Below are 17125 nucleotides of genomic sequence, written 5' to 3'. Positions count from 1 at the left end.
GGAGGGGAGATGCACAACTGGAGCAGGTACTTTTCTGCGGTCGCACTGTTGATGCTTCATACTAGCTCGCATGCCGCGACGGCACTGGGTGAAATCAATATCCAGATGTACGGCAACATTGTCGATTTTACCTGTGTGGCAGAGGGCAGCGACAGCGACAAAACCGTTCCGCTGGGCACCTGGCCGACGAAACAGCTTCGCACGGCGGGCAGCCGCACCCAGGCTATGCCCTTTTCGCTCAGGCTTACCGGCTGCCCGCCCGGGTCTGCCTCCGTCACGTTTTCGGGAAAAGCGGACGGGAGCGACAGCAGCCTGCTGGCGCTGAATGACGCCAGCGCCGCCAGCAACGTGGCCGTGGAGATCCGAGACAGGGATAAAACGCGCCTGGCGCTGCAGCAGGCCAGTCAGGACGTGGCGGTTGATGCTGAAGGAAATGCAGAGCTGTCATTTTATGCTAATTATATTGCTACCGCAGATAACCCCCAGCCAGGCAAAGCCGATGCCGACGCCACCTTTATGATTAATTATAATTAGAACTGACTGCACTCCCTGCAACTCATATAAGTTGCAGGGAGTGATTTCAGGTTATAGCAACTCGTGTGCCTTCGCGTAATCAATTAATTCAACAATACTCTGCACACCCAGCTTGGAATAGATATTGGATTTGTGCGCGCTGATTGTTTTGTTGCTTAATAATAACTGATCGGCAATCTCCTTGTTTGATAATCCGTTCGCCAGATAGCGCAGAACCGTGACCTCGCGATTTGATAACGGCATATCCACCTCAGCCCCCGTTCGTGAGCCCAGATGATTTATAAAGCTCAGCGTTTCTGAAGGGAAGAACGAATAACCGGTGAGTATCATCTCGACCGCATTGTAGATCTCGCCCAAATCTTTTCGCTTGCTGACAAAGCCATTGGCGCCTGCACGAATGGCGCGCCCGGCATAGAAAGACTCTGATTTTGACGACAAGAAAAGAACTTTGATCTCTTTATTTAAGTTCCTGATTCTCTTAAGTAATGAGAACCCGTCAGTGCCTGTCATTTCGATATCGAGGATCACCAGGTCGATCGTATGGTTACGTATGCAATCAAGCACTTCGTGACTATCACCAGACTTGAGTTTGACGATGATGTTTTTATTTTTCTGTAGCAGGACTTCTATCGACATTCTGACGATAGGATGTTCGTCCATAATGATAACGGATGCCGGTTTCATTTTTTATGCCTCAGATTGTTAAAAGCGTTATGCTGAGTTTTGTTAAAACTCTCGAAAAGCCGGAAGGATAATTATGCAGATCCTTATACGGTGGTATTTCCCTGGAAAGAGCGAAAGCATCCTTGTTAACGTAGTGATGAAATCTATGCCGCAGCGTGGATAACTCATTGAGCTGATGATGGCAAAAAAGGTTTTTCTTATTCAACTTTGCAACGCGTCTTATTATACCGCGTAAGCATTCTCCGAAAAGCCTGTAAATTAATCTGAGAGGGTTGTTGATTATTATCTACTGGATCGTAATGATGATTATTTTAAATTTAGCTGAAATGTCCTGTTATTTGTTTTTATGCAATCTTTCATCTTTATGTAATAACAAAAAATAAACGATATCACTATATGTTGATTAATTGTTAAAAAAATCAGCACCGTCAATCCAGTCGCCTGCAGGCAGCGGTAGCGTAAATCTTCGCCAATCCTGCGCGTTACCTTCATCTGAAAGCCTCTCGACTTCTGAGAAAAATCTTAACTAAGGGCAGCAGGATATGCTGGATGGCCTGCAACGGCTTTCCTGTCAATACAGCAATAATGCCTGCTAATACATCGTTATCATTTTATTAACGCATTAACCAGGCGCGTAACGCACGGTGTAAAGTACTGGTATTAAGGCTTTTCTTAGCATTTAGCGTGGTTTAAGTTCCTGAATTAGGAATAGTTATAAAATGAGTGAAATTGTTAAAATTAAACATAAAATTAACATTGGCGGTAAGTAATTTCTTAAAGGTGTTTAGGAATTAAGGAGTTAGTGGGGCGCTAACGAGCGAAGTCTGAAAGGTTATTGAGAAGATGCAGCAGCTCCTGCCGATGGCTTAACCCAAGCTTTGCCAGAATGCAGCTGAGTCGATAAATAATGCGGTTGTAGGGGCGATTATGCCGTAGGGCGATCTGCTTCAGCGAGTGCCCCCGCGAGAGATCTTGCAAAACAGGCCACTCGCTGCGGGAGAACCACTCTTTGTCGGAACCCGGTGGGTGGGTGGGCTCCAGAAGACTTTGCTGCAGTGCCGGGGCGGTGAGCTGCCGCTCCAGCACGTTGAAAGGGCCGGAGGCGCGACAAAAAAGGCGGGTGTCGTAATCATCTGCCCGGACGAGCAGATGCGGTTTCAGGTAGGGCGGATAAAGGCTCTGCCTTCTCAGCTGGTCCAGCATGTCGATAAGCCTTGACGCCCGGCAATCGATATCCACCACCAGCCGGGCTAAGGGCCAGTGATTCAGGGCACCGAGCGCGCTTTTCAGGGTGTTGTAGTCACTGCAATTGCTCAATGGCGATTGCCCGTTCAGGAGGCCCGAACGCAGGAAGTTATCCTCAGTAACCAAAATGATAAAAGGCGCATCGGTTTTGCGAGTCTGGTTGATAGACTGGCTCAAAAATTCGAGGCGATCGAAAAAAGGCGGAGCAAATGGCGAGTGCGTAAATCCCAGTGAATCACTTCCTGTACGACGCCGCCTGTAACGGCGCACTGTCATTCGCATAGCTTCCCTCTCAGCGATGGCCGCTTAGTCCTCCGGCCATGTCCAGGAGGGCCAGTAATATCCCTGACCGAACCCCGCGCCTGCCTGCAGAGCACATGCATGATCCTTGTCTGTTTCAATCCCTTCGATTAGCACGTTCGCGGCAAGCTCTGAGCAGAGCGAGACCAGATGCGCGAGGGCTGGCGTGGCGCGTAAACGCCAGAATGCGAACTTATCGATCTTTACCCCGCTTAACGGCAGGTGACAGGATAAAAACGATGACGCTAACGCTTCATCAACGTCATCCAGCCAGATACGGTGGCCCTCTGCGCTTAGCTGCTGCATATGCCGGAACGCGCGCGCGCGAAGCGCCGCAGACAGCGATAAAAATGATGCTGGCTCGACAATCTCAATGTTGAGCGGCCGGCAGGCCACCCGAAGCAGCCGCCGGAATATTTCCGGCACTGTTAATACGGTTATCGGCAGATTGATAAAAAGATTGTCACCGGTGCGTGCCTTTTTTAACGTGGCGAGTTGCGCTTCAAGTAGCATAAGTGACTGAACAGCCGATTGATCGTGAAAATAGCACTCACTTTGCAGATGCGGCGACAAAACGCTGAGCACTTCAACGCCGACGGTGCGGGATGAGGCGAGGGCGACGATAGGTTCAAGCTTAATACCGGTAATGCCTGGCAAGGTGTACTGCGCGCGTGAGGGGGAAGGCGTCAGGTTTTGTGCTGTCACTCCGTTGTCCTGTCATTGACCAGCCTCCGGGCGGCCGGGATACCGCACACGAGTGTGACGGTGAGCAGAACGGGAAAACAGCAGGCGTTACTTAAATGCGGCTAAGCCTTTTCGCACTGACGCATTCTGCTCGGGAAACAGGCGCTAACGGAGAAAAAACAGCCGTATTTACAACCGACTAGTCCTTATAGACCGAGAAGGCGGAAAAGGCATTGACTCATCGGTCATTGACCGTATAATTCCTCGCGTTTCACCACCGCGAAGTTTGCGCTTCTCCGTGCGCCCTTAGCTCAGTTGGATAGAGCAACGGCCTTCTAAGCCGTAGGTCGTAGGTTCGAATCCTACAGGGCGTACCATTCACACCCCGTTCGTCATCATCCCTGTGTCTCCGTCTCGCATTAATCATCCTTATTTTCCCTGTTGCCCAATGTCATTACCGCCTAATAAATAGGTTGCTAATAAAATGTATTAAGCCAGGCCTTAAGGTTTTCTTAATCTTTAATTAATCTTCATTTTTAAAATGGATATTTATCACCTTAAATTGCGCGAAACAGATATTTTACACTTTTACGCCTAAACTTGATTGATAGTAATTATCATTAGCATTTTTGTATGCTTTAATCCTTACCCGCAACGCCATTCGCTATTAATGACTTTGATCTATTAAGGATATCTGTATGAATTCTCGCGTTTTGTCATGCTTCTCGCTTGCTCTATTGTCTTCATCAATTTTCCTTTCAACACAGACACTTGCTGCTGATAGTAACGACGGTATCGTGGTTTATAACGCCCAGCATGAAAATCTGGTGAAGTCGTGGGTCGATGGTTTTACAAAAGAAACCGGAATTAAAGTCACATTGCGTAATGGCGATGATAGCGAGCTGGGTAATCAGCTGGTTCAGGAAGGAAGTGCGTCTCCCGCGGATGTATTTCTGACGGAAAACTCTCCGTCTATGGTACTGGTTGATAATGCAAAACTCTTTGCGCCGTTAGATGCTGCGACATTAAATCAGGTCCCTGCGCAGTTTCGCCCGGCACATGGCCGCTGGACAGGAATAGCCGCGCGCAGCACCGTATTTGTGTATAACCCATCCAGACTGAGCGAGCAGCAGCTGCCGACATCACTGATGGATCTGGCGAAACCGGAATGGAAAGGTCGCTGGGCGGCTTCCCCGTCGGGTGCGGATTTCCAGGCGATTGTCAGTGCGATGCTGGCGCTGAAGGGTGAGCAGGCGACGCTTGAGTGGCTCAAAGCCATGAAGACCAACTTTGTCGCCTATAAAGGCAACAGCACGGTGATGAAAGCCGTCAATGCGGGCCAAATCGATGGCGGGGTGATTTATCACTACTACCGCTTTGTTGACCAGTCTAAAACCGGCGAGAACAGCAAAAACACCCAGCTCCACTACTTTAAGCATCAGGATCCTGGCGCATTCGTCAGCATCTCCGGCGGCGGCGTGCTGGCCTCCAGCAAGCATAAAGAGCAGGCTCAGGCGTTCATTAAGTGGATCACCGGTAAAGAGGGGCAGGAGCTACTGCGGACCAACAACGCGTTTGAATATGCGGTGGGCGTGAATGCAGCCTCTAACCCGAAGCTGGTTCCGCTGAAAGATCTTGATGCGCCAAAGGTTGAACCCTCAACGCTCAACGGTAAAAAAGTCATCGATCTGATGACGCAGGCTGGTCTGCTGTGATTAAAGAATAAAGTGAACACCTTATGTCTGGCTTGAGTCTCGACCTTGGTAAAAATACGCACCGACAGCCTGCCCGCAGGCGTCCTGCGTTGCCGATGGTAGCGTTAGCGATTCTGTTCTCACTGCTGGCGCTGCTGCCTTTGGGCTTTATCGTTGCCATTGGCATCGAAACGGGCTGGGAAACCATTCGGGTGCTGGTGTTTCGCCCGCGCGTTGCTGAGCTGCTCAGCAACACGCTGTGGCTGACGGCACTCTCGGTCCCTCTGTGCATTATGGTGGGGGTGGCGATGGCCTGGCTGACAGAGCGCACGTCGCTGGCGGGCCGGGGGATATGGTCTGCGCTGGCGGTCGCGCCGCTGGCTATTCCCGCCTTTGTGCAAAGCTACGCCTGGATTAGCGTGGTACCGTCGATGCACGGTCTTTCCGCTGGCGTGTTTCTCTCGGTTTTAGCCTATTACCCGTTTATCTACATGCCCGTTGCGGCCGTTTTACGCCGTCTCGACCCTACGCTTGAAGATGTGGCCGCCTCGCTCGGCACGCCGCCGTGGCAGGTCTTTTTCCGCGTGGTGCTGCCGCAGCTCAAGCTGGCTATCTGCGGTGGCGCGCTGCTGGTGGCGCTGCACCTGCTGGCGGAGTATGGCCTGTACGTCATGATCCGCTTTGATACGTTCACCACCGCAATTTACGATCAGTTCCAGTCAACCTTCAGCGGCCCGGCGGCCAACATGCTGGCCGGCGTGCTGGCGTTGTGCTGTCTGGTGATGTTGGTGCTGGAAGGGGCGACCCGTGGCAAAGCGCGGTATGCACGCATTGGCTCCGGGGCCGCGCGTGAACAAAAGCGCTGGCCGCTCAGGCCTGCTGCGGCCGCGCTGGGGCAGCTGCTGTTTGTCACGCTGGTTGTCCTGGCGCTGGGTGTGCCGCTGACAGTGCTATGCCGGTGGATATGGCTCGGCGGCGTGCAAAACTGGCTGAGCCCCGAGCTCTGGCAGGCATTTCGTCAGACGCTGATGCTCGGCGCGGGCGGCGCGCTCCTGACAACCCTGTGCGTCATTCCCATCGCCTGGCTTGGTATACGCTATCCCCATCGCATTTTCCGGCTGCTGGAAGGGTGCATTTACATTACCAGCTCTCTGCCGGGTATCGTGACGGCGCTTGCGCTGGTGACGGTAACCATTCACTACGCTCGCCCGATCTATCAAACCGAAGTGACGCTGTTCCTCGCCTACCTGCTGATGTTTATGCCCCGCGCGCTGATCAACCTGCGCGCGGGTATGGCGCAGGCGCCGGTGGAGCTGGAAAACGTGGCGCGCAGCCTCGGCAGTTCGCCTGCACAAGCGCTGTGGCGCGTAACGATGCGTCTGGCGGCACCCGGTGCGGCGGCCGGTGCCGCCCTGGTATTTCTGGGCGTCAGCAATGAGCTGACCGCCACGCTGCTGCTCTCGCCGCTCGGCACGCGCACGCTCTCAACCGGTTTCTGGGCGCTCACCAGCGAGATCGATTACGTCGCCGCTGCCCCTTACGCCATGCTGATGATCCTTATCTCGCTGCCGCTCACCGGTATTCTTTATGTGCAGTCTAAAAAAATTGCAGGGCTCTGACATGCTTGAATTAACGTCCATTTCTAAATCCTTTGCCGACGCGCGGGTGCTCGACAGTATTAACCTGAGCGTTGCGCCGGGCAGCCGGACGGCCATTGTCGGGCCGTCAGGATCGGGAAAAACGACGCTGTTGCGTATTCTTGCGGGTTTCGAAACGCCGGACGCCGGGCGGATAATGATGCAGGGCCGAACGCTGTTTGATGAAGCCCACTTTATTCCTGCCCATCAGCGCGGCATCGGCTTCGTGCCGCAGGAGGGGGCGCTGTTTCCGCATCTCAACGTGGCGGATAACATTGCCTGGGGGCTGGAGGGCACCCGTCAGGAGAAGCGCCGCCGCGTTGAGGCGCTTATGGAGATGGTCGCGCTGGACAGGCAGCTGGCAACCCACTGGCCGCATGAGATTTCCGGCGGGCAGCAGCAGCGCGTGGCGCTTGCCCGCGCGCTGGCGCAGCGTCCTTCCCTGATGCTGCTGGATGAACCCTTCTCAGCGCTGGACACCGGGCTTCGCGCCATGACGCGCAGGGCGACGGCCGATCTTCTTGCCGAAGCAGGCGTGGCCTCTATTCTGGTGACCCACGATCAGCATGAAGCACTCTCCTTTGCCACCCAGGTTGCGGTGATGCGCGGGGGGCGTTTTACCCAGGTAGGAACGCCGTTTGAGGTGTATACCCGTCCCGTGGACGAAGAGACCGCCCTGTTTCTGGGCGATGCGCTGGTTCTGCCCGCAGAGCTGAACGCCGGGCGCGCGGTTTGCGCGTTGGGTGACATCGAGACGGATAATCAGCACGCGACGGGGGCCGGGCGGATGATGCTGCGACCCGAGCAGCTTCACGTTACCGCATGCGCGCCGCACGAGAGCGAGGTAGCAATTCTCGATGTCGATTTCACCGGACACCTGTCGACGCTGACCCTCGCATTGGGTAATGAATCCGAGCCGCTGGTTCTGAAAACGGTCAGCCAGCCGGGGTGGCGCCCCGGTGCGTCAGTGCGTATTGATATCGTCGGGACAGCCCGTGTTTTCTGAGGGATTAGGGGCGCAAAGATTATTAATGCTCGTTAGTTTTTTTCGACAACAGTTTGTTATAGAAGAATTTTCCCGAGCGTGTGGAATTTCCGCTGATTCTCTACCATGCTGATTAAACCTTACGCTTTATGCTGAGGTTTTGGTGTGGTTGCTTATTAATCTCAAGGAAAAAGTTATGAAAAAAACGACTGCTATTTTGTTGGGAACCGCATTTCTGATTACGACTAATGCATTTGCAGCAGAACTTCTGACCAAGAATGATTTCGAGAAAGTTGAATCTCAGTATCAAAAGATCGGTACCGTTAATACCTCCGGTGAAGTATCGGTTGACGATGCGAAGAAAGAGCTAATCGAGAAAGCGGATAAAGAGGGCGCCGACGTGCTGGTGCTGACGTCCGGAAATACGAACAACAAGATCCACGGTACTGCCGATATCTACAAGAAAAAATAATGTTCCTGCGGCCACCCCGTTTACCGGGGTGGTTGTCCCTTCGTCTTAGTTCACTTCACTTTTTTTGCTGAGCGCCATTCTGACGAGTTCGTTAATTTGTACGGGCCGACAGAGATAGTAACCTTGCAAAAAATCGCTGTTTTTGCCGCGTAAATAGTCTGCCTGTAGCGCCGTTTCAACACCTTCCGCAATAATCCTCAGATTCATGGTTTTGGCAAGCTCGATAAGCGTGTCCACGAGACGGGTATCGCCATTTTCACCAATCTGGCTGACGAACAGTTTGTCTATCTTGATGAATTCCGGATCCAGCGCGTGGATGTAAGCCAGGTTGGAATACCCGGTGCCGAAGTCATCCAGCGCAACGGAAATACGGGACTTTCGCAGTGCAGCAAACCACTCGCTTAGCTGAGGGGTGACGTGCAGCGGGTGCCTTTCCGTAATTTCGACGACCACCTGAACGTGATGTGAGGCGAAGGTTTGCAACAGCTCAAGCGTATCCGATTCAAAACGGGGGTCGAGACAGTTGTGCGGGCTCAGGTTAAGGCTGATGTACAGCCCGTCGGGGAAGAGGTGGATCCGATGCTGCAGATCGGCGATAACCTGCTGGATCAGCCGATGGGTCAACGGGGCGATGAGGTTGTGCTTCTCTGCCAGCGGGATAAACATGTCCGGGGCGACGCTGCCGTAAAGCGGATGCGTCCATCTGGCGAGCACTTCAATACCCGCCATTACGCCCGTCTGGCTGTCGTAAAAGGGTTGATATACCGGCCCGATCTGGCGCTGAGCAATGGCTTCGCGCAACGTTCTTTCCGGGGCGTGGGTAAAAAAGCGGGCCAGCAGAGCGCCGACGCCGGAGAGCAGTCCAGGGTTATGTATCATTGAGGTCATCATTGCGCGTCTCTGGCGAGCGGTCGTCCATCAGGACAACCGCCCGGTATCATCAGAATTTAATCCAGTCGCCCTGGTCGTTGGCGGAGGGGCGTGGAAGCGGGGTCACGCTGGCGGCAATCCCACCGTTTCCCCGACGGTGTTCCGCACGTGCGGTTTGCTCTCTGGAGACGCGGAAGATCGACACCACTTTCTCAAGCTGCACGGCCTGATCCTCCAGCGAGCTTGCCGCAGCAGAAGACTCTTCCACCAGCGCGGCGTTTTGCTGCGTAGTGGTATCCATCTCCGCCATGGCCTGCGCAATCTGTGAAATGCCGCGGCTCTGCTCGTCGGTGGCCGAGGCGATTTCGTTCATGATGTCGCGAACCTGCGCAACGGACGTTTCGATTTTGGTCATGGCATCGCCCGCGCTTTCCACCAGGCTGAAGCCGGTGTCCACATGCACGACGGACTCGTTGATCAGGTTTTCAATCTCTTTTGCGGATTGGGCGCTGCGCTGGGCAAGCGTACGCACTTCGGCTGCGACCACGGCAAACCCTTTTCCCTGATCGCCGGCGCGGGCGGCTTCTACGGCGGCATTGAGCGCGAGAATGTTGGTCTGGAAAGCGATGCTGTTAATCACGGTGGTGATCTCAGAAATACGGTGCGAACTGCTGCGCACGTTCTTCATGGTATCAATCACCTTGAGTGAAATCTGGCTCCCTTCGCTGGCGTTATGCGAGGCTTCTTCTGCCAGCAGACGCGCATGGTTGGCATTTTCCGCATTCAGCGCGACGGTTGAGGTCAGCTCTTCCATACTGGCCGCGGTTTCGACTACCGCGGCAGACTGCTGCTCTGTTCGGGCTGAGAGATCCATATTCCCGGCCGCAATTTCCGACGACGAGCGCGCGACGCTATCGACACCGTCACGCACGTCGTTGATGATGTTTTTTAGATTAGCGTTCATGGTAGCCACGGCCTGCATGAGCAGGCCCGGTTCATCACGACGGGTGCTGGTCAGGGTGCTGGTGAGGTCGCCTTTGGCGATCTGCTCTGCCACGCGCAGGGTTTCACCCAGCGGCCGGGTAATAGACAGCGTGATGCCCATCGCCAGGAGGATGCCGAGCGCGATGCCAATGGCGGCAACAATACCCATTTGCACCTGAACGCTATCGACGGTATCCGCGACCATTTCCTGCTGCATGTCAAACAGCGTCTGGATCGCCTGGGTCAGCGTCAGGGCTTTTCCTGATAAGGTGTCGGAAAGGATGGCCTGCTGATTCCAGACGTTTTTATACTCCAGTAGCTCTGCTCCGACGCTGTGCATGTCTTCGAGGCCAGACTGAAGCCAGACCTTTTGTTCCTCAGATGCCACAGGAAGCAGCTGTTCGGTGTCAAATTTCGCGGTCTCAAGACGCGTGCGGATCCCTTGCAGCAAAGCATCCGTTGGGTGTTGTTTATAAAGAGTAACCTGCGAATCGATGTCGCTCATGATGAACGCAATCTGAGCCGCCACGAGCGCATGCTGAGGGTCCAGGTTACCCTTTCGACTGAGCTGGGAGGCGAGCTCGGAGTTATCGCACAACCCCTGAGTGCTGATTTTTTGTTCACTGATTTTCTTTTCCGCAAGGGATTTAGTGAATGGCACCAGGGTTGCGACGTAGCTGTCCACCGCCGTCGCGGTATCATCCAGCGCTTTTTTCCCCTCCGGAGACCATGATAATGCTTCCATGCTGGCCACAATGCTCTGCATTTTCTGAGTCGCGGCGTTAGTCTGGTCAAGATACTTCTGGTCCAGCGTATACTGGAAGTTTGTCCGTCCTAAGCGCACCTGTGACAGGGCGTTAAACAGATCGGTGGTATGGCTGTTCTTTTGGACCTTGTCCTGAATGCTGCTAATACCCAGCAAACCCGAAACCAGAATTACGATAGTCACGAGCAGCACGAGGGAAAATCCAAGGAATAACTTCTTGCTGACTTTTAAATTGGCGAAGCGATTGATTATGCTCATATACATTTCCAGTGTCGGTCCAGACCGAGCAACAGTGCTAGTAAATCATTAACGGAATAATAAAATGCGGAAGAGAGTTGATAAAAAAAAGCCCCTCACACCTAAGCGCTCAGGGCAAAAAACCTGGGTTGACATCACTCACTCAGGCTATCTGTCTTCTCCTCTTTTTTAACGGAATGAGCCGGGAGTTCGCTCATTCTGTAATAAACGGGGATTACATCCGGATAATTGATGATGTAACCACGCCCTTTAATATTGCGAATAAAATCGTCGGGCAGATCTAATAATTTCAGCTTATTATTAAGATTGTGCAGAACCTGCCATAACCGCTGCGTAGACGGGCTTAGGTTGTGCGCCTCCCAGACTTTATCAAATAGCTCTTCTTTCGAGACTGGCTTGGCTCTGCCATTCATCAGTAAATAAAGAAATAGCCTGAGCATCGTTTCATTGAAATAAATAGATGCGAAAGCAATACTTTTCTCGGTATGGCTACCTGTGAGTCGGTATAGCCTGCGATTAGAAATATCGAAATGAATTTCTTCACCGATCATAAATCCATATAGACGATAGCCCATAGTGTCTGCCCATATTGAATTGAAACTGACCTGCAGCCCTACAGATAAATCCAGAGATAATCCATACATTTTGTGTGGTGGATTATATGGCTGCTATGAATGCTTTCCAATACACACCCCTGTGCGCTATAAGAAACCGTTCGCGTAGTCCTCTTTCATAGAGTAATTGTCGATTTAACCTGTATTTTCAGCGTTAAAATCTACCCTATGGCAATTTGTATTATTGTTTGTTCTGGTTTTCGATCTTCAGGTGACAGCTCAACATTAATGAGTGAATTTTTCGTCAGAATTAGACGATCTCTCTGTCTGAGCGTCCGGGCGAAGCGACTTGCCTGGCACACTCATGCTTATGCCGATCAGATTAGGATTTTTCAGTTACGCAGAGGAGTGAAGTTATATGATTTATACTGATCAAAGAGGAGAGAGGGATGGCGCTTAAGGGCAAATTTTTGTCGAGTAGATGGGGCAATTTACTGATACTTATCTTTAAAAATCTGAATCAGAACGTGTATACGGCTGCGGGAAAATAACAATCATGAATGAATATATACCCTGTATCTTATTGGCAGCTCCCCGATGAAGCCCGTCTTTCTGATCAACGATGCCGTGCTGTTTGAGCCAGACAAGAGGCAGCTTTGCCCGCTTGCGGGTTATCCCGAGCGTGCAGTGATCCTGCACGGGCCGGTAAGTGAGTGCCTGCTTCAACTGCTTGAACACAACGGCGAAGTCATCACTCAGCGCTCTCTGTTTGCCGCGGTCTGGGAAAAACAGGGGGCGATTGTGACGACCAATGCCCTGTACCAGACCATCGCCTCCATGCGTAAGGCGCTAAAGGCTGCGGGTCTGGAAGATAATATTGTCCAGACGGTGCCAAAGGAGGGGTTTAAGTCGGTCGCGAGGATTCAGGTGGGCGAGCTCGACGCTTTTATGGCTGTCGCAGCGCCAGCCGAGCTGCCGCCCCGGCATAATACTAGCCTGAGATTGAAAATGGCTTATGCCGCGGCAGGGGCGTTATTTATCGCATCCTGTTCTGTGCTTTATCTACAGCTAAACGAACGGCAAGCCGGATTTGAGAGTTTTCAGCCCGTGGGTAATATAAACGGGTGCAACGTCTACTCCTCCTGGCACGATAAAAGTAAAAGCGAGCAAATTTTTACAGCGCTCGCAAAACGCTATCCCGTTAAATGCAGCGCGGGCGCTGAGGTATATATGACGCTTAATCGCTTTCAGATTGGCACATCGCTGATGGTATGCGACAGGCGGCCCGATATTAAGGGTGCACAATGTGACTCCATTTTGTACAGGGAGCAATATCATGAGAATGAATAATCCGGTTGCCCGCTGGATAATCATCCTGTTAGCGATTATCACACCGTTATGCCTGGCCTGGTACGTTCATTTTCAGCGGGATAATATTTCCTGTGAGAGCCATTTAATCATTGTTGACGATCGCTCCGTGGTGGATTTGCTGATTGCGTTCAGATTGCGCAGCGGTTCAGGTACGTATGATTCCACCGGCGAATATAGCCAGAGCGGAAAACCAACGATAGCCATTAGCAATAAAATCACGTTTAATTACTGGCGCGAAGAGGGCAACGTTATTATGGTGTCCAGCGATACCAACGAGCTGCCAAAAAAAGACGAACCCTTCCGCCGCTTTATTCCCGACTTTTTCCATCAGCGCGATCGCGGTATTCGCGTAGAGATTGTTCGCGTGAATGCCGCAAGCTACCTGTTTAGCTTTGGGAATTCCCCGGCGCTGTATTGCACCAAAAGCTGAGTGCCTTTCCCTCTCAGCACATCCTCTGTCGATTTAAGGCGTTACGCATATTTACACTTGATCATACAAAGATAATGAGTATAGTTCTCATTCTCTTTAGTGTTTGCGGGCGCCGACGGACATTTCCCGCATTAACAGTGAGCAGATCTCACACGGAACACTGAGTATAACGGTGGATCCTGCTCAGGCCTTACGGCCTCCAACGACATCATAATCGCAGCCGCATGCGACGCAGATCCCCGCCTGATTATCTTTGCACGGTAAAGGATATTCCTGATGACCAAAAAACTGTCCGCGCTGGCGCTGCTCGTCGCTGCCTCTCTTTCAGGCTGCGCTGCTCAGCACGCGGCAACACCGGCGGCCGAAGCGTCGAAAACCGTAGAGGCTCCGGCTGAGACGGGCGTGATCAAGCGTGAGCTGGCCGATGGCCTGTACGAAATGGTGCTTAATCAGAAAGGTGACGCGCTGTTCGTTGCCAGCTCTGAGGGCTTCAAGGACGTGCAGGGTGGGGTGATCTATAAGCTCGACCCCGCCACGCTCAAAACCATTGGCCGTAGCCATACCGATCTCAAAAACTTTGCGATGACAATCTCCCCGGACGGGCAGACGATCTATGTCACGAACTCGCTGGACGGCGGCATTAGCGCCATCAGCACCGCGGACGGCAAAATTAAAAAGCGTCTGATGTTTACCGAACGCAACAAGGAAGGCTTCCCGTTCGGCGCGCGTGAAATTCTGCTGCATGACGGCTCGCTGTACGTTGGCGGGGTAGGCGATCCGGGCGTGATTTGGGTGGTTGATGCAGAGACGCTGAAGCTGAAAAAGACTATCAAGAATGCCGGCCAGTGGGTTACCGGGCTGCTGTGGTCAGAACAAACCGACCGGATTTATGCCGCCAACGGCGGCGGTGAGATCCTGGCGATCAACCCGCACAGCAATAAAATCGAAAAACGCTGGAAACCGCTGGGCGACAAGCCTGCGCTGCTGCTTAACCTGGCAGAAGACAGGGCGACAGGGCGTCTGTTCGTCACCGATAACTCCAAAGCCAAAACTACCCTGGTGCTGAATATTCACACCGGTGAGGTGCTCAAAAAGCTCGACGTCGGTGATTCGCTGGCGGTGAAATTCAACGCCAAACGCAACGAGCTCTACATCACCCAGCGCGAAAGCGGAAAGCTGCTGAGCCTGGACGCCACGACCTATGCCGTGAAGCAATCCTGGGATCTGCCGCCGAATCCAAACAGCCTGCTGCTGTCGGCGGATGGCCAAACGCTCTACGTCACCGTTAAACAGGCTTTCAATAAAGACCACTCCACTAACGGGCCGGACAGCGTTGTCCGCATTGCACTTAACTAAATTATAAGGCCCGGCGACGGGCCATTTTTGCGCGCACTTTAAAGAGTTACTTATGAACAACACCACAATGCATAAAACGCTGCTGGCGCTCGCCGTTGGCGCGGTTACACACTCCGCCTGTGCGGCGGCCCCTCAAAAAGAGGACACCATTGTTGTCCAGTCAACGCCCGCCAGCGATTTCAAACCCGGCGGTGACCAGCTCGTTCCGGCCTTCCTCGACGGGCAGGTGGCAAACGGCGGACGCATGGGGATGCTCGGCCAGCAGAACGCGATGGACGTACCGTTCAATATCATCAGCTACACCTCGAAGCTGGTAGAAGATCAGCAGGCGAAAACCATTGCCGACGTTGTCGCTAACGACGCGGGCGTGCAGTACGTTCAGGGTTACGGCAACAGCGCGGAAAGCTTCCGCATCCGTGGCCTGAAGTTTGACGGCGACGACATGACCTTTGGAGGCCTGTCCGGCGTGCTGCCGCGTCAGGTGGTGGACGCGCAGATGGTTGACCGCATTGAGATCTTCAAAGGGGCAAACGCCCTGATGAACGGCGCGGCAAGCTCCGGCGTGGGCGGGATGATCAACCTTGAGCCAAAGCATGCGGGTGAAACGCCGCAGGCGAAAGTGGGGGTGGATTACACCTCCGATTCACAGATTGGCACCACCCTGGATGCGGGCCGCCGCTTTGGCGACAGCGACCAGTTTGGCGCGCGCGTAAACCTGGTCCACCGTGAAGGAGAAACGGCCATCGCCAACGATCGTCGCCGCACCACGCTGCTCTCTACCGGGCTGGATTACAAAGGCGACAACTTCCGCACCTCGCTCGACGTGGGCTACCAGAAGAAAACCTTCCACGGCAGCGAAACCGGGGTCAATATCTCCGCCGTCGATTTCATCCCGACGCCGCCAAAAAACGATCGCAACTATTCCCAGAAGTGGGCGTACAGCAATATCGAAAATGAGTTCGGCATGTGGCGCAGCGAATACGACATTACCGACAGCTGGACGGCCTACACCGGCCTTGGCGCTCAGCACGCCCATGAAGAAGGGTTATACAGCGGAGCTAAGCTGTGGAACAAAGACGGCACGTCGACGGCGACGCGCCTGGACACCAACCGCATCAGCGACTCCGTCAGCGGAATGGCGGGTATTCGCGGCAGCTTTGATACCGGCTTCGTGTCGCACAAGGTGAACGTCGGCTACTCGGCGATGACCAAAAACGAAAAAATAGCGTGGAAAATGTCGGCGGCGGCGGATAACCCGTATACCAACATCTATCACAACACCGGCGTCAACGCGCCGGACAGCACTAACTTCAACGGCTCCGGCGGGAATTACAGCGACCCGCTGACCAGCGGACGCACCCGCACGCAGGGCTGGCTGCTGAGCGATACCCTGGGCGTGCTGGACGACACGCTGCTGTTCACCGCCGGCGCGCGTCATCAGAAGGTGGTGATCCGCGGCTACAACAAAATCACCGGTGCGGAAAATGAATCTGACAGCTTCGACGGCAGCCGCTGGATGCCAACCTACGGCGTGGTTTACAAAGTACTGGATGAAGTTTCACTCTACGCCAACCACACCGAAGCGCTGCAGCCGGGTCAAACCGCACCTAATACCGCCACCAACTACGGTCAAAGCACCGGTATCGTTCACTCTAAGCAGAACGAAGTGGGCGTGAAGGTGGACGCTGGCCGCGTGGGCGGCTCGCTGGCGCTGTTCGAAATCAAAATGCCGTCGGCTATTCTGGACAGCGTGACCAAACACTACGGTCTGGATGCCGAGCAGCGTAACCGCGGCGTGGAGCTGAACGTCTTCGGCGAGCCGATGCTGGGCATGCGTCTGAACGCCAGCGCCACCTGGCTGCGGGCGGAGATGACCAAAACCAACAGCGGCCTGAACCAGGGTAACGATGCGATCGGTATCCCGAATTTTTACGCCGTGCTGGGCGCGGAGTATGACATCAAGCCGATTGATGGCCTGACGGCCACCGCCCGCGTGAACCACTCCGGCACCCAGTATGCCGACCTCGCGAACACCAAAAAGCTGGACAGCTACACCACGCTGGATCTGGGGATGCGTTATCGCTTCGCGGTGAACCACAATGAAAACCAGATGACCGTTCGTGCGGGCATCGACAACGTAACGAATGAAAACTACTGGGCCAGCGTAGATGACTCCGGCACCTACCTGTCTCAGGGCGAACCGCGCACCTTTAAGGTTTCGGTTGGCTACGAGTTCTAAGCGTTCCACCCTCGTTATCCGGGGCAGGGATGCCCCAATCCCTTGCTACCACCAGCATGAAG

Annotated in this window: 15 protein-coding genes and 1 tRNA gene; 10 read left to right on the top strand and 6 right to left on the bottom strand. The window is 53.6% G+C overall.

Translation table 11 applies throughout. From position 1 onward, the window contains the following. Window positions 1-9: 9 nt before the first annotated feature. Complete coding sequence (sfmF, locus tag D5067_RS17215; protein ID WP_119935217.1) at window positions 10-534, top strand: fimbria assembly protein; 525 nt, start codon at window positions 10-12, stop codon at window positions 532-534. Between the two features lie 51 nt (window positions 535-585). Here the strand turns inward: sfmF and fimZ are convergent, their stop codons facing one another. The 3 genes from fimZ to D5067_RS17200 all read right to left on the bottom strand — a co-directional run bounded on the left by fimZ (window position 586) and on the right by D5067_RS17200 (window position 3468). After that, complete coding sequence (gene fimZ, locus D5067_RS17210; RefSeq protein ID WP_119935216.1) at window positions 586-1218, bottom strand: fimbria biosynthesis transcriptional regulator FimZ; 633 nt, start codon at window positions 1216-1218, stop codon at window positions 586-588. Between the two features lie 810 nt (window positions 1219-2028). Beyond that, the gene (locus D5067_RS17205) at window positions 2029-2745 is read right to left on the bottom strand and encodes a helix-turn-helix transcriptional regulator (protein WP_119935215.1); all 717 of its coding nucleotides are present in this window, start codon (window positions 2743-2745) and stop codon (window positions 2029-2031) included. 24 nt (window positions 2746-2769) lie between these two features. Continuing rightward, entirely contained in the window at window positions 2770-3468 is a 699-nt protein-coding gene (locus D5067_RS17200; protein ID WP_119935214.1) for an EAL domain-containing protein, read from the bottom strand. 279 nt (window positions 3469-3747) lie between these two features. Between D5067_RS17200 and D5067_RS17195 the strand changes: the two genes are divergently transcribed. The 5 genes from D5067_RS17195 (at window position 3748) to yahO (ending at window position 8235) form a co-directional block, all read left to right on the top strand. After that, window positions 3748-3824, top strand: a tRNA-Arg gene (locus D5067_RS17195). A 321-nt stretch (window positions 3825-4145) separates the two neighbouring features. After that, on the top strand, window positions 4146-5162 hold the full coding sequence (locus tag D5067_RS17190; RefSeq protein WP_119935213.1) for an iron ABC transporter substrate-binding protein: 1017 nt from the start codon (window positions 4146-4148) through the stop codon (window positions 5160-5162). A gap of 23 nt (window positions 5163-5185) precedes the next feature. Then, a complete protein-coding gene (locus D5067_RS17185; RefSeq protein ID WP_162497929.1) occupies window positions 5186-6760 on the top strand; it encodes an ABC transporter permease in 1575 nt (524 codons plus the stop codon). A gap of 1 nt (window position 6761) precedes the next feature. Beyond that, window positions 6762-7784 (top strand): ABC transporter ATP-binding protein, encoded by a 1023-nt coding sequence (locus D5067_RS17180; protein ID WP_119935211.1) that lies wholly within the window; start codon window positions 6762-6764, stop codon window positions 7782-7784. A gap of 175 nt (window positions 7785-7959) precedes the next feature. After that, complete coding sequence (gene yahO, locus D5067_RS17175; protein ID WP_119935210.1) at window positions 7960-8235, top strand: DUF1471 family periplasmic protein YahO; 276 nt, start codon at window positions 7960-7962, stop codon at window positions 8233-8235. A 45-nt stretch (window positions 8236-8280) separates the two neighbouring features. Here the strand turns inward: yahO and D5067_RS17170 are convergent, their stop codons facing one another. The 3 genes from D5067_RS17170 to D5067_RS17160 all read right to left on the bottom strand — a co-directional run bounded on the left by D5067_RS17170 (window position 8281) and on the right by D5067_RS17160 (window position 11688). Further along, on the bottom strand, window positions 8281-9126 hold the full coding sequence (locus D5067_RS17170; protein WP_119935209.1) for an EAL domain-containing protein: 846 nt from the start codon (window positions 9124-9126) through the stop codon (window positions 8281-8283). Between the two features lie 49 nt (window positions 9127-9175). Then, entirely contained in the window at window positions 9176-11113 is a 1938-nt protein-coding gene (locus D5067_RS24080; protein ID WP_279400997.1) for a methyl-accepting chemotaxis protein, read from the bottom strand. 134 nt (window positions 11114-11247) lie between these two features. Further along, entirely contained in the window at window positions 11248-11688 is a 441-nt protein-coding gene (locus D5067_RS17160; RefSeq protein ID WP_119935207.1) for a winged helix-turn-helix domain-containing protein, read from the bottom strand. A gap of 576 nt (window positions 11689-12264) precedes the next feature. On the opposite strand from D5067_RS17160, the gene D5067_RS17155 reads away from it, so the two are divergent. The 4 genes from D5067_RS17155 (at window position 12265) to D5067_RS17140 (ending at window position 17063) form a co-directional block, all read left to right on the top strand. After that, entirely contained in the window at window positions 12265-13017 is a 753-nt protein-coding gene (locus tag D5067_RS17155) for a winged helix-turn-helix domain-containing protein (RefSeq protein WP_119935206.1), read from the top strand. Next, entirely contained in the window at window positions 13004-13468 is a 465-nt protein-coding gene (locus tag D5067_RS17150) for a YqeJ family protein (protein WP_125914610.1), read from the top strand. Before D5067_RS17155 ends, D5067_RS17150 begins: the two co-directional genes overlap by 14 nt. A 276-nt stretch (window positions 13469-13744) precedes the next feature. Continuing rightward, window positions 13745-14824 (top strand): YncE family protein, encoded by a 1080-nt coding sequence (locus tag D5067_RS17145; RefSeq protein WP_119935204.1) that lies wholly within the window; start codon window positions 13745-13747, stop codon window positions 14822-14824. A gap of 52 nt (window positions 14825-14876) precedes the next feature. Beyond that, window positions 14877-17063, top strand: coding sequence for a TonB-dependent receptor (locus D5067_RS17140; protein ID WP_119935203.1), 2187 nt, complete (start codon window positions 14877-14879; stop codon window positions 17061-17063). The last annotated feature ends 62 nt before the right edge of the window (window positions 17064-17125 follow it).

It is taken from the genome of Enterobacter huaxiensis (assembly GCF_003594935.2).
In the GTDB taxonomy this organism is placed as follows: domain Bacteria; phylum Pseudomonadota; class Gammaproteobacteria; order Enterobacterales; family Enterobacteriaceae; genus Enterobacter; species Enterobacter huaxiensis.
The sequence above is the reverse complement of the archived record's forward strand: the minus strand, read 5'-3'. Positions and strand labels throughout refer to the sequence as shown.